Annotated in this window: 14 protein-coding genes; 1 reads left to right on the forward strand and 13 read right to left on the reverse strand. The window is 46.6% G+C overall.

The window, feature by feature from the left end; all coding sequences use genetic code 11:
• Positions 1-34: 34 nt before the first annotated feature.
• From BLV22_RS14610 to BLV22_RS14670, 13 genes are all read right to left on the reverse strand, one after another.
• Positions 35-1,111, reverse strand: a complete 1,077-nt coding sequence (locus BLV22_RS14610) for a bifunctional 3-deoxy-7-phosphoheptulonate synthase/chorismate mutase (protein ID WP_091616819.1) — start codon at positions 1,109-1,111, stop codon at positions 35-37.
• Between the two features lie 205 nt (positions 1,112-1,316).
• On the reverse strand, positions 1,317-1,748 hold the full coding sequence (locus BLV22_RS14615) for a YtxH domain-containing protein (RefSeq protein WP_091616821.1): 432 nt from the start codon (positions 1,746-1,748) through the stop codon (positions 1,317-1,319).
• Positions 1,749-1,764: 16 nt separating this feature from the next.
• Positions 1,765-2,178: a DUF948 domain-containing protein gene (locus BLV22_RS14620; protein WP_022795220.1), complete on the reverse strand. Its 414-nt coding sequence runs from the start codon at positions 2,176-2,178 to the stop codon at positions 1,765-1,767.
• A gap of 209 nt (positions 2,179-2,387) precedes the next feature.
• Positions 2,388-3,698 (reverse strand): UDP-N-acetylmuramate--L-alanine ligase, encoded by a 1,311-nt coding sequence (gene murC, locus BLV22_RS14625; RefSeq protein ID WP_091616823.1) that lies wholly within the window; start codon positions 3,696-3,698, stop codon positions 2,388-2,390.
• A 180-nt stretch (positions 3,699-3,878) separates the two neighbouring features.
• Positions 3,879-4,520, reverse strand: a complete 642-nt coding sequence (locus tag BLV22_RS14630; RefSeq protein ID WP_091616825.1) for a hypothetical protein — start codon at positions 4,518-4,520, stop codon at positions 3,879-3,881.
• Positions 4,521-4,545: 25 nt separating this feature from the next.
• A complete protein-coding gene (locus BLV22_RS14635) occupies positions 4,546-5,646 on the reverse strand; it encodes a nicotinate phosphoribosyltransferase (RefSeq protein ID WP_091616827.1) in 1,101 nt (366 codons plus the stop codon).
• A gap of 106 nt (positions 5,647-5,752) precedes the next feature.
• Positions 5,753-8,359 (reverse strand): DNA translocase FtsK, encoded by a 2,607-nt coding sequence (locus tag BLV22_RS15260; protein WP_091616829.1) that lies wholly within the window; start codon positions 8,357-8,359, stop codon positions 5,753-5,755.
• Between the two features lie 99 nt (positions 8,360-8,458).
• Positions 8,459-9,097 carry a YtpR family tRNA-binding protein gene (gene ytpR / locus BLV22_RS14645; RefSeq protein WP_091616831.1) on the reverse strand — a complete coding sequence of 213 codons (639 nt, stop codon included), beginning with the start codon at positions 9,095-9,097 and terminating at the stop codon, positions 8,459-8,461.
• Positions 9,098-9,160: 63 nt separating this feature from the next.
• A complete protein-coding gene (locus BLV22_RS14650; protein ID WP_091616833.1) occupies positions 9,161-9,961 on the reverse strand; it encodes a DUF1444 family protein in 801 nt (266 codons plus the stop codon).
• Positions 9,962-10,081: 120 nt separating this feature from the next.
• Positions 10,082-10,417, reverse strand: a complete 336-nt coding sequence (locus tag BLV22_RS14655; RefSeq protein ID WP_091616835.1) for a thioredoxin family protein — start codon at positions 10,415-10,417, stop codon at positions 10,082-10,084.
• A gap of 37 nt (positions 10,418-10,454) precedes the next feature.
• Entirely contained in the window at positions 10,455-11,465 is a 1,011-nt protein-coding gene (locus BLV22_RS14660; protein ID WP_091616837.1) for a PTS sugar transporter subunit IIC, read from the reverse strand.
• Positions 11,466-11,527: 62 nt separating this feature from the next.
• Positions 11,528-12,037, reverse strand: coding sequence for a DUF84 family protein (locus BLV22_RS14665; RefSeq protein ID WP_245724115.1), 510 nt, complete (start codon positions 12,035-12,037; stop codon positions 11,528-11,530).
• 2 nt (positions 12,038-12,039) lie between these two features.
• Positions 12,040-13,113: a M42 family metallopeptidase gene (locus BLV22_RS14670; RefSeq protein WP_091616839.1), complete on the reverse strand. Its 1,074-nt coding sequence runs from the start codon at positions 13,111-13,113 to the stop codon at positions 12,040-12,042.
• A 153-nt stretch (positions 13,114-13,266) separates the two neighbouring features.
• Between BLV22_RS14670 and BLV22_RS14675 the strand changes: the two genes are divergently transcribed.
• Positions 13,267-13,572: a PepSY domain-containing protein gene (locus BLV22_RS14675; RefSeq protein ID WP_079475724.1), complete on the forward strand. Its 306-nt coding sequence runs from the start codon at positions 13,267-13,269 to the stop codon at positions 13,570-13,572.
• The last annotated feature ends 88 nt before the right edge of the window (positions 13,573-13,660 follow it).

The following is a 13,660-nucleotide window of genomic DNA, read 5'->3' on the forward strand; positions in this document are numbered from 1 at the left end:
AAGCACAGGAAGCCCTGTGCTTTCTTGTGCTGAATTATAATTTGTATAATCCGGAAGCCCGTAAAGAATCCAGGAAGGATTCAAATTGAGCAAGATCCATTTGCTGGGCGGAATCAGAGAGAGCGACAGCTGGATCAGGATGTACTTCAGCCATGACTGCATCTGCACCAATAGCAAATGCTGCACGCGCTGTTGGCTCAAGCAGATCTCTTCTGCCCGTAGAATGCGTCACATCCACCATTACTGGAAGGTGCGTTTCTTTTTTCAGAATTGGTACTGCAGAGATATCGAGGGTGTTTCTCGTTGCTTTTTCGTACGTGCGAATGCCGCGTTCGCAGAGAATAATGTTTTCATTCCCTTTAGCTAGAATGTATTCCGCGCCTTTAATCAGTTCATCGATAGTCGAAGACATGCCGCGTTTCATTAATACAGGTTTGTCTACGCCACCCACTTCTTTTAATAGTTCAAAGTTTTGAGAGTTTCTAGCACCGACCTGAATAACGTCCAGGTAATCCAGCGACATTTCTACATCCTGCGGACTCACAATTTCGCTGATTACTACCATATCCAGCTCATCAGCTACACGGCGCAGAATTTCAAGGCCTTCTTTGCCAAGCCCCTGGAAATCGTACGGAGAAGTTCTTGGCTTAAATGCCCCACCGCGCAGGAGGCGGATGCCCTGGCTTTTCATGAATTTAGCTACTTCATACACCTGCTCGTAGCTTTCAACGGAACAAGGCCCTGCAACAAGACGCTGAGAACCGTCTCCGATTTTTTCGCCTTTCAGGTCAACAATTGTATCTTCAGGCTTTTTCTTCCGGGATACCAGCAGTTCTTTGCGATTATCGTCTTCTTGAAGCTCAAGGCCTGCCTGGAAGATTTGTTTGAAAATATGCTGTACCGTGGAAGTGTAGAAAGGCCCTTCGTTATGTTCTGCGATATGATCAAGCATATGGCGCTCACGTACCGGGTCGAATCGTTTCTGTCCAGACTTGCTTTTCACGTCCCCGATTTCCCGGACCAGGCGTCCACGTTCATTAATCATCTCCAATAACTTCACATTCACATCATCCAATTGCTCTCTCAAGGCATCTAACTGTTCGTTACTCATACTCTCCACTCCTTCAGTCAATTACTTATCTTTTCGATTACGCCCCATTATAAACGAAGAATTCTGTTCTGTCAGCCCTTTTTTCTTTATTTCTTAAACGCTTTTAAGTGTTAAAGCATTTTTACCTTTAGAATAAGCCTTTCATCTATATTTACCTGTGAAAACATATTAAAAACCGCTGCGTTTGACGCAGCGGCCTTAGCTTTTACGTATTATTGCTGTTATTTTCTGTTGAATCTTTATGCAGATCGCGTACATCTTTTTTTACATCTTCTGCCGCTGCTTCTTCACTTTCATCAATACGTTCATTAAGTTCTTTTGCCAGTTCTTCAGCAGATTTTTCTTCGTCTTCTCCCGGGCTTCCTTTCACTCGTTCATATAAATGGGAAGATTGGGCAGAAACATTTTTAGCGAGTTCACTGGACTTATCTTTAGCACGATTTGCCCACTCACTGCCTTTTTCATATGCTTCAGAAGTTAGTCCGCTTGATTTCTGTTTTACTGACTGGGTGCCTTCAGTAAGATCCTGACGCCATTCTTCCCCAGATTTCGGAGTAAGAAGCAGCGCTGTCGACGCCCCTACAATACTTCCTATAATTGTGCCAATAATAAAGTCTTTTGTGTTGTACGAAGCCATTCTTTATCGTCCCCTTTTATTTTGTCCGTTTTTTCCAGCGGGCATACAAATCAATAAAGGCATTCCCCCACTGAATTACCTGGGTGACCTGCTCTGATTGTTTTGAAGAATAATTGGAAACTGAATCGGCTACACGACGGAATGAGTGGTTAACATTATCCACCGACTCTCCGACATTTTGCAGCGACCCTACAAAACCATTAATACTCTCTGTTTTGGTCTGCACGTCTTCCATAATAGTATTAGAACGGTTAAGCATAGCCTCTGATTCTCTGGTAATGCCCTGTACCTGCTGCTCTACTTGTTCCATTGTATTCCCTACGCGCTCCATCATTGTAGTAGCTGTTTTCAGCGTTTTCACGAGGAAAATAATTAGAACGGCAAAAGCGATCGCTGCGATAAGCGCGCTTATGTACCCTAAAATAGCCATATCACAATACACCTCCTGTCGCCATTTTACCACTATTTGTTTGGTTTGAAACTCCATTCTTCATAGAGGATCTTTCTATTCCTCTGTTCCCTTTCCCCATCAAAAGTATGCCTCTTGAATGAAAAAACAATCGCTGCGATGCCGGTTCGGTCTTTTTTTGATATTGATACCAAAAAAACGGAAAGCTTTTGCTTCCCGTCATTTTAATTTTACTGTTTAGAGGATTCAAGGTGAGCTTCATAGGCACGCTGAAACTTTTGAATGTCTCCGGCCCCCATAAATAAAAGCACAGCATCATTATGCGTTTCAAGCACCTGGACACCGTCCTCCTGAATTATTCCTGCTCCAGGAATACGCTGTTTTAAATCATCGATGGTTAAGCTTCCATCCTGTTCCCTGGCTGATCCGAAAATATCGCAAAGGTAAACATAGTCTGCCATCTGCAGACTGTCTGCAAAATCATCAAGAAAAGCCTTGGTTCTTGAAAACGTATGTGGCTGAAAAACAGCTGCCACCGAACGGCTCGGATACTTTTGTTTTGCCGACTCAATGGTAGCCCGGATCTCCGTAGGGTGATGGGCATAATCATCAATCAACACCTGCGACCCGGAGATTTTTTCTGTGAACCGGCGTTTTACCCCGCTGAAAGAGGCCAGCTGTTCACGGATAATAGAAGCCGGCACCTCTTCATAGTGGCAGATGGCAATAACGGCGAGCGCGTTTAGAATATGATGGTTGCCATAGCCCGGAATAGTAAAACGGCCGAAACGGTCCCCGCGGATTTGAACATCGAAGCTGGTGCCGTTTTCGTCTACTGAGATGTTTTCTGCGTTAAAATCATGCTTTCCTTCGATGCCGTAATAAACAATTGGTACCGGAGCATGCAGTTTTTGAAGATGCTCATCATCACCGCAGGCTACAATACCTTTTTTTACTTTTTGAGCCATTTCATTAAACGCCTGCACGACGTCTTCTACATCAGAAAAATAGTCCGGATGATCAAAATCGATATTTGTCATGATGGCGTAATCAGGTACATAGTTCAAAAAATGACGGCGGTATTCACAGGCTTCAAACGTAAAAAAGCGGCTGTTTTCCATACCCTTTCCCGTACCGTCGCCAATTAAGTATGAGGTTGGCTTATACGCCTCGAGCACATGGGCTAAAAGACCAGTGGTTGTCGTTTTGCCGTGAGAACCTGCCACTGCTATCGATGTGAAATTCTGAAGGAACTCTCCCAAAAACTGAGGGTAGGAATGAACTTCCAGCCCTGACTGCTTTGCCTTTTTTACTTCTTCGTGTGTATCACCATAAGCTGCTGATGCAACTACTGTCTGGCCTTCCTGGATGTTTTCAGCCTGAAAAGGAAGAATAGAGATATTTTTCTTTTCAAGAGGCTGCTGGGTAAAGAACGTTTTTTCAACATCCGAGCCCTGTACAGTGTGATTCATATCGTGCAGAATCTGGGCAAGAGCACTCATGCCGGATCCTTTAATTCCAATAAAATGATAATTAGACATATTGTCTTCCTCCGTTCTTTCAAAAAACCTTGCCGCCGAAACGCACAGGTGAAAGAGATCGTTTTTCATGGTGTGTATCATATGTAAACATACTTGTCTTATTATAGCAAAAACCTTTAGTTCCTCCAATGGAACGATTTGAATTGTGCAGAAAAGCCTGAATCCCGTCTTCGTTTAAGATTAAAAACTAACAGACGGGAGCGCAAACTGCAGCCAGGAAGCCCCTTTTTCTTTATGCCACCGAATATGCTCTTCCTTCTGGAAAGCTTTTTCTGCCTCAAGCATCAATGCTTGAAAACCTTCGCCATCGGCCCGGAGCGGTACCGCCTGTCCCAGGCGGGTATCCTCAAAACCAACACGTGCTGTCCGGACAAGCCACGTGGAGGAGGCAGCCGGCTCCAAAGCAGTGTCCTGCTGAAGCCGGTTTGAAAATTCCTGCTTGCCAACTGCTCTAACCCAGTAGTTTTTTTCATTCAATTCCACCGGCATCCAGGAAGCCGTCAACAGCAGACCCCCGAGTTGAAGATCCATGCGGGTTCTCGCAGACAGCGTCTGCTTTAAGAACATATCAAATAAATGCGTTCCGATGATAGTTACATAGTCATATGAAAACCATTCCTCAAACAGCATATCCCACGGTTTCTTTTCCACCTGCTCCACCGCGAGACCGGTCTGTTCAGCAAAAAGGTGCTTGGCACGCACCTTTTCACGCAGATTCGTATTTTCTTCTTTCCAGGCTTTAAATGCTGCGAGCAGGCTTTCGAGGCGCCGGTCCGCTTCTGCCTGCCGGCGCTGCCGGTACCTTTGTATATCCGAACGCACGGCCAAGAACTCCTTTCTGGGAAAATTAATAATTAACGGGCTCCATTCGATTATTCGGGCGATATTTCCGCCCCGCTTTAGCTTCATGTTTTCCATTTAACAATACATTGTCTCCCGTAAAACCGATATGGATTTTTAACAGACTGCTGCCGATACCATAAATATCAACAGGGACATCTTTAGCTTCATATTCCTCAATACGGGCGGCGTTGAAACCACCACTCACCATTATTTTGACATGCTGAAAACCTTCTTCATCCAACACTCTACGCAGGGCAAAAATCAATTCGGGGTTGGCGCCGGTAGGATTGAAGGAGCCAAGCACTTCCGGATGCCGGCAGAAATATTGATCCACCATACTTCCCGATGTATCGAGACGCACTGTCTGGAGCTCGCTGCCAAACTCCCTTGCCACCTTCAAAGAATCGGTAATAACATCATTGTTATAATCCACCAGTGCTACGAGTTCATCTTCAGGGAATGTTTCTTTGTAGGCGCGGGTCGCCTGAATAATGTCTCCCTCGAAGAGCTGGAGAAGGGCATGCGGCATTGTCCCCATTCCCTTTTTTCCCCACCATTCACTCATCGCGTGGGTCGCCTGAGCCTTGGATCCTCCAATAAAAGCGCTGTACCCGTCTCCAGCCTGCTGTGTGAAATGATCGTCCCGGTCCCCCATGAAAATTACGGGCTTTTTTCTTCCAGAAATTTTTGCCGCATTCACTACATTAAAGACATTCGTAGCAACAGATGTACGTCTGGCAAGTATACCGTCGATCAGACCTTCGAGAAAGCCGAAATCCTGGTACTTTCCTTCTACCGTCATCACCGTTTCATACGGCTCAATCTTATTCCCGTCTTCAAGGGCGTGAATGACAAGTTCTCCCGGATTGGAGGAGAAGGTTTTAACTAAAGCCACCGCTTCATCCACCCCGCATAAAACGGCTTGATCCTTTTGAAAAAACTGCATCAGCACACGTTCGTCCGGCTTATATTTCTCCGCGATTTTTTTAGTCTTCAAAAAGTATACTGCGGAGAACCAGCCTTCCTTTACCCGTTCGTCGAATTTAAATGTTTCGTTTGTTAATCGTTTTTGTTTTCCTTGCAGTTTGAGTTCAATCTCTTTCATAACAGCTGCTCCTTAACCTATGTATCAGAATAAGAGCCCGTGATTTTCCACGGGCTGCTTCTTTTTATTCTATTTATCATATAAAACCTTCCACGGGAAAGCAAGCCTATACCGACTCTTCCCACTCCTGCCGGGTTACTAATACATTCCTCGGCTTGCTCCCTCTCGCCTCTGAAACAATACCACGGTTTTCCATCGTATCGATCAGCTTGGCCGCGCGATTATACCCTAAAGAAAACCGGCGCTGCAGCTGGGAGGCGGAAGCCTGCTTCTGATCAATAACGAATTCGCACGCATTATCATAGAGCGGGTCCTGGTGCTCTTCTTTTTCGAGATGCTTCTGCAGCTCCTCTTTTTGGAACTGATAAACAGGTTTTTTCTGTTCTTTGACAAAGTCTGTCACAGCATCTATTTCTTCATCTGTCACAAATGTGCCCTGGACACGTGTTGGCTTGGACGCTCCGTTCGGATAGAAAAGCATGTCGCCCTTGCCAATTAACCGCTCAGCCCCTCCCCCGTCCAAAATAGTACGTGAGTCGACCTGGGAGGACACAGAAAATGCTATTCTGGTTGGAATGTTTGCTTTAATAAGGCCTGTGATTACGTCTACTGATGGACGCTGCGTTGCCACAAGCAGATGCATGCCGCAGGCCCTTGCTTTCTGGGCAATACGGCAGATTGCATCCTCCACATCCTGCGGTGACACCATCATCAGGTCTGCTAGTTCATCAATTACAATGACAAGGTACGGCATCTTATCAGCCGGGCGCCCCTGTTTTTCCATGCGTTCATTGTATTTTTTCATGTCGCGCACGCCTTCTCGGGCCAGTCGCTCGTAGCGGTCTTCCATTTCCTGCACCGCCCACTTCAATGCTCCTGTGGCTTCCTTGGCATCGTTTATTACCGGAGTAATAAGATGAGGGACCTCCCGGTACGAAGCAAGCTCCACCATTTTAGGATCAATGAGCATCCATTTGCACTCCTCTGGAGAGGATTTATACAATAGGCTCAGCAGAATAGAGTTTATGCAGACACTCTTTCCTGAGCCCGTAGCACCAGCGATCAATCCGTGCGGCATGTTTTGCAGATCGGCTATGACAGGATTGCCGCCAATGTCGAGGCCCATGGCTACTGACAGCGGCGATTGATGATTTTTAAATACGTCCCGGCGGAGGATTTCCCGTAAAAATACCGGCGCGGACGTCGGGTTGGGCACTTCAATGCCAATAGCATTCTTTCCCGGGATAGGGGCTTCCATTCTTAAATCTTTCGCCGCGAGCGCCATTTTAATATCATCTGTCAAATTGGTCACTTTTGTCACTTTTACTCCCGGTGCCGGCTGGACTTCAAACCTTGTAACCGACGGTCCTTTTGTAATCTGGGAAACCTTTGCATCCACATGAAAGTTTTTCAATGTGGTTTCAAGCTGTTCTCTCTGCTCTTCAAGCTCACTCTCGTCTTCGTCCTCTTTTTTAGGAGGAATATTGAGCAGTTGAAGTGATGGCAGTTGGTACCCCTTTTGTTTCGACTGCTGCTGGACGGAACGCTTATCTTTAGGATACATCATTACATTAAACGGGGTAGAAGTAGAAGTCCGCTTGCTGCCGGTTTGTTTTTTCGCCGGTACTGCCGGCTTTTCTTTCACTGATGAAGGCGAAGAAGTTTTTGGTTCTTCGGTTTTCGGTTCTTCAGTTTTCGATTCGTTTGTACTCGCGGGCAGTTCGCTTTTTTCCGGTACTGGTACAGGTTTATTTTCTACTGCTTCCGGCTTTATTTCCTGCACACCTTCTACAATAGCAGCCGGCGTACGTTCTTCTTGCCGGGGGACAGGGGCTGTCTGAGGAGCCTGCTGTTGTTCCGGCCCCTCTGCTTCGACGGGCTCTTTATCTGCTGCTTCTTCCGGTTCTATTTCAAACGCGGTGCCTGAAGGAAACAAATCAGGGTCTTTTTGTTCCTCTGACTCAGGTTCATCCTCCGGCGTACTGTTCTCTGCTTCCTGGTCTTTCGCTTCCGTGTCCCATTTTCCGCTTCTCTGCGCTCTGCTGATTTCCATAAAGCGATCGGTATCTTCCTGCAAAATGGAAGGAGCTCTGCGCTTTCGGCCGGCTTCTTTCTCTTCGACCTGCTTCGTTACAGATGAAGGCCTTCTGTCTCCCGTACGGATTGAATTCAAGAAAGCGATATCCTCCCGAATCTGTTCCTGCACGGATGTTTCCTTTCTCTCTTCCGTCTCCGGATCTCTTAAATTACCCGGATGCAGGTCGGCCTGCTGATATCCAAAGATCGGGGAAGGGATACTGCCTGCTTCAAAGTTTTTTCCCCGGAAATAGCTCGACTCCTCTATTTCGGTCTTTTTTTCTCCTCTTGACTCAGAACGTTTAGAGCTTTTCCCGCTGCGTTCCTGTTCGGTTTCCCATCGGTCGTGACCGGCTGTGCTCGGTTCAGCAGAAGATCCCGAAAGCTTTGCTGCGCTCGGCCGGTCAGGAGCCTGGGCGCTGCTTTTTTGCTTTTGTGCTTCCTCATAGCTTTTAGGATAAACGTTAAACATTTTCACCGGCTCAGATTCCTGATACGTCATTCTCGCTATGTATGGAGGAGGATCCTCTCCGGAGCGCTTTATACGACTTTCACGGTTGTTGGCCTCTGGCTGTTCTTCATCGTTAAAAAGAAAATGCTGCATTCTTTTCATCCATTGTTGAAAGGATGACGGCATTTTCAACCCCTCCTTTTCTTACCGGACCTTTTTGAGTTTACTTTTCTGTACCTGCACAAGAAAAACCCCTAGCACGACTAGCGGTTTTTCATTCACTTACTACACGGAGGCCGAAACCGGGCGTTCGTGATACTGCTTATAAAAGTCCTGTCCTGTTTCATACGTATCACCGAGAACGAGGATACCTTTTTCTGTCTGCTTTTCCGGCAGGGCAAGCTCAGACACCGAGCAAATCATACCAGTAGAAGTCACACCGCGAAGCTTCGATTTTTTAATTTTCATTCCTGATGGCATAATTGCCCCCGGTACCGCTACAGCTACCTTTTGGCCTTTATCCACATTCGGGGCTCCGCAGACAATTTGAAGCGTATCTGCTCCTGTATCCACCTGACAGACGCTCAATTTATCTGCATCCGGATGCTGCTTTTTCTCCGTCACATAACCTACCACAAATTCGGACTGGGGTGGTACTTCAAGCGAACTATCTATATTGTTTTCTTTCAGGGCTTCATTAACGAGCTCAATATGGCCTGTGTCCGCTGCTATTCTGCCTGTTCCTGTAATTTCCCCGTAAGAAGAGGCATTAAAAATATGGTAGCCTGCTGTTTCTTTGGTTGTGGCATGCGTGAGCACGGCCACATCTCCATGTCTTACCGTTTCACGCTGTTTTGAGTTTATCGGTTTTAAAGAGATGAGAAGTACATCCCCAATTCCTTTTGGATTATAAAAAATATTCATTCGTTGAGGCTCCTTTTCGCTAACTTAACTTTTATTGTATCACAGCTTGAACGCTCCCGCGAATCAGGTTTTAGGGCGTTTTTTAGCCAAAATAAAGATCGGTTCAAATTCTCCGTTTTCATACATAAACGGAAGAGCCGTAATCGGTACCCGGCCGTCATTAAAAAAGCGGAAAGCCATCTGCCCAAGTACATCGTAGCCGTTATCGTTTGTAATATCTGCAATAATAAAGACGTCGTTATGGGGCACTGCTACTGCCATATCACCCTGAACATCTTCAGCCAAACTCTGCAGTAAAGCTTCGTTTAGTATGCGGCTTGCGTCATAGCCGTCATTTGTATTAATAAAATAAAACGTGTTTCCCGCCACCGTATCTTTTTTCATCGGCACTTCCAGCTTTTTCACATTATTGCGGGCGGCGCGGCGGATGTTTTCCGTTTCTATCTGTTCGGCTTCAAGCGTATCCTGTTCGATCAATGAATACGCTTCTCCCATATCAAGGGCGTAAAAAATTCTTGTTTCTGCTGTATGGTCGTCCCATACGAGCTCCTTCCCGTCTTTTGTTTCGGTCGGAAAAGAAGTCGAACGTATTACCGGATAAATATATTGTTCCTGGCCGGAAAGTGAAACATCACGTTCCATGGCGCGAAACGAGGTATCGATATAATGCACGACCTCCTCTACAGCCTTTTCTCCTTCACGTTCATATTTTGCTGCCCATTTGCTTAAATCCAGATCAACTCCGGTTTTCAGCTGCTTGTGCTCAACCCGAAGCGAGCTTTGTTCATCATCATATTTAAACGTACGGGAATTGTCGTCTTTCAGTCGTTCCCGCAGTATGCGCTGTAGCTTTCGTACTTCCATTCTTATCGCTCCTCTTGAACATTCTTAATTCCATCGTAACACGTGCAAAGGTCTACTCCCACACTCGTGCTTACTGTCAAAAAAAGACTGCCCCATTTTTAGGGACAGCCCTTTTCATCTTTATGAATCAGCGTTAACCTTTTCCAGTGATTCATTCAGGAAATGCTGCACTTCTTCCGGCGTCTTCCGCTGCTTACTTACGAAGCGGTGCACTTCTTCTCCGTTATGAAAAGCAAGAAAACTCGGTATGCCCATCACTCCGTAATCAATGCATACATCCATAAGCTCGTCACGGTCCGCTTTGTAGAAGGTAAACTGATCATACTGCTGCTCGATTTCCGGCATCGCCGGATCAATATACGTGCAATCCGGACACCAGCCGGCTGAGAACATAATCACTGTATTTCCATTATCAATAGCTTGATTGAAAGATTCCTGTGTAGTCAAATTTTCCATTGTTCTGCCTCCTTTAAATTAATGCATACAGAAAAGATTATCCTTCCCGTATCTTCATATCCCCCATTCTAATCCAATTTCGTTTGCGCATCCACTCTGACAAACCGAGACTGATTAACGCAGGGGCAACAACATGAAGAAGCAGGACTGCACCAAGTACTTCAAAAGAAAAACCCATCGTCTGGAAGGTCATAATCTGGCCAACCAGACCACTCGTGCCCATACCGGCGCCAGCCGCATTGTTTTCCATCATAAAGACCATTGTGGAAAAAGGGGCAACGACCATACCGGCAACTGTCGGCGGAATCAAAATGAGCGGCCGCCTCACAACGTTTGGAACCTGAAGCATGGATGTACCAATACCTAGAGCGGCAAGGCCGGAAAATTTATTTTCCCGAAAGCTGCTGGCTGCAAAACCAACCATCTGTGCTGCACATCCAACAGTCGCTGCTCCAGCTGCAATGCCGTTCAGATCAAGAATAATCGCAATAGCGGCACTTGAAATCGGCGCTGTGAGGGCAAGACCCATCAGCCCGGCAACTAAAATGCCCATAATAAGCGGCTGGCGTTCTGTGGCCCATACAATTAAATCTCCAAATCCAGTCATAAACGCCTGAATACCCGGGCCGAGAAGCTGTGCTGTACCATATCCGGCAATAATCGTCACAAGCGGCGTTACAATAATATCAAGACGTGTTTCTTTCGATATCAGCTTACCCAGCTCCACTGAAACGAGGGCTGCGATAAAAGCCCCTGCCGGGCCCCCGAGCTCCGCTCCGGCAGCACCCGTAGCTACTGCGGAAAAAACAACCAGCGGCGGCGCCTGCAGTCCATATGCCACTGCTACACCGATCGCCGGCCCCATTAATGAAATCGCAAGCGCACCCATGTTTTCAAAAAAAGCAATACCGAACTGCTGGCCGATTGTTTGAATGATTAAACCGATAATTAAAGACGCAAACAGGCCAAGCGCCATATAGCTCAGTGCTGTAACACCATATGTCTTTACACTTAGATTTACACCCTTTTTCAAAAAAAATGAACGCATCCACTCTCTCCTTTTCTTTTTTTTCATTGTAACCATAATTTAACTTAATGAAAAGGCGCCGTCTAAAACCGGCGCCCTGTTTGATATATCCACCGGCCGTAAAGCAGAGAGACTATATGATGAAATAAGGCAGTACGGTCCACCTGCCCGGCGGTTAAAATACCGACAGCACCTTCATTTTGATGGGTATTTTCCAGCTGTGTATAGTGGTCCACTGCCGTTTTTAATTCCACTCCATTATGAAGCATAACAGCAATACGTTCCGGAAGCAGTATCCGGGCCCCGCCTGCCGTCCATACAGCGGTTCCATCCGTAAGCGCTCCCCAGCTGCACAAATATATGTTCTTTCCTTCAGGCTGTACGCCGCCTTCGAGACCTATGCCGATATCAGCATTTTTTTGTGCATACCATGCCCGGTTTACAGCTCCTTCTCTTGTTTCCTGATCAGAAAATGGCTGGTCACTTACTCCTGAAACAGCGGACATGCCCGCTACAGTAAAGTTCGGGCTCAATACCCGGCGGACAGCTGCCACCTTTACAGCATTTTCTGATCCCACCATAACCTTTTTCAATTTCAGACTCCTTTATGAATCATATCGAGGGCCTGTTTGTCCGTAGTCCGCACGAGCTTCGTCAGCAGTTCCTTTGCTGCAGCGTAATCATCCACGTGCAGCAGTGAAGCAGACGTGTGAATATAGCGGGAGCAGACACCGATAACGGCGGACGGAATACCTTCATTGGCCATATGCACCCGGCCGGCATCTGTGCCTCCCTGGGAAATAAAGTACTGGTAAGGAATGCTGTTACTTTCCGCTGTGTCGAGAACAAAGTCCCTCATGCCGCGGTGAGTAATCATTGTCTGGTCAAATATACGCAGCAGCGCTCCCTTTCCCAGCTGCCCGAAGGCATCCTTACCGCCGGTGGAGTCGTTCGCCGGACTTGCATCGAGCGCGTAAAAAATATCCGGCTGAATCATTTGAGCAGCCGTCTGTCCTCCGCGAAGTCCTACTTCTTCCTGCACTGTAGCGCCTGCATACAGCGTGTTCGGAAGGTCTTCACCCTCGACTTCTTTCATCAGTTCGAGTGCCAGCCCCACTCCGTACCGATTATCCCAGGCCTTCGCCATAATTTTTTTCTCATCCGCCATCGGAGTGAACGGGCACACCGGAGACACCGGCATTCCTGGGCGGACGCCTAGTTGTTCTGCATGATCCCGGCTGTCGGCTCCAATATCAATAAACATTTTATTTAACGGCATAGGCTTTTCACGCTGCGCCGGTTCAAGCAGGTGCGGGGGTGTGGATCCAATCACCCCCGGCACACTTCCTTCTTCTGTATAAATCTGCACACGCTGTGCAAGCAGTACCTGGCTCCACCAGCCGCCAAGTGTCTGAAACCGGATCATTCCATTTTCATCAATGGATTTGACCATAAAACCTACTTCATCCATATGGCCGGCTACCATCACCTTCGGTCCTTCCTGCCCGCTGCGTTTCACTCCAAACAAACTGCCGAGCCGGTCCTGTACAATTTCATCGCTGACAGGCTCAAGCTCTTTTTTCATATATGTACGAATCTGGTGTTCAAATCCAGGTACTGCCGGTGTCTCTGTTAAATACTTAAACATGTCGAGTGTTTCCTGCTTCATAAAATACCCCTTTCAATTATCAGGCTCTGCCTAATTTTCATTTTATCGAACGAGTCACGTTTTTACCACTATTGAAAACGGGTATGTATTTGGATATACGCATTATTTGCGGTATACTGATTAAATAAGAAATGGAAAGGCAGGGACATAATAATGAATACAAAGAATATTCTTATTGGAGTAGGTCTTGGTGTTGCTTTGGGGATTTTAGTTAAGCAGTTCACAAAGAAAGATGAAATTTCTCCGGAAAAAGCGCTGAAGACAGTAAAAGAAAACGTGCAGGATCATCTTCCAGTTAACGGCTCCTGGATTCACATGACGCCGGAAACGTACAAAAAAGACGACCTGGAATACAAAGTTTACCGCGGCGGCCTTTCGAGCACCAATCAGGGAGAGACCCGTCAATTAGACTTTATTGTAGATGCTGAAACTGGCACTATTTTGGAACTAAGCTCTTAACTCAACATAGTCCCCGGCTCTTAAAAGGCCCGGGGGCTTTTTATTTCCGTCTAAACAGGAAAGACAGGCCGCTATCGAGCGGCCTGTC

Source organism: Marinococcus luteus (genome assembly GCF_900106595.1).
GTDB lineage: Bacteria > Bacillota > Bacilli > Bacillales > Marinococcaceae > Marinococcus > Marinococcus luteus.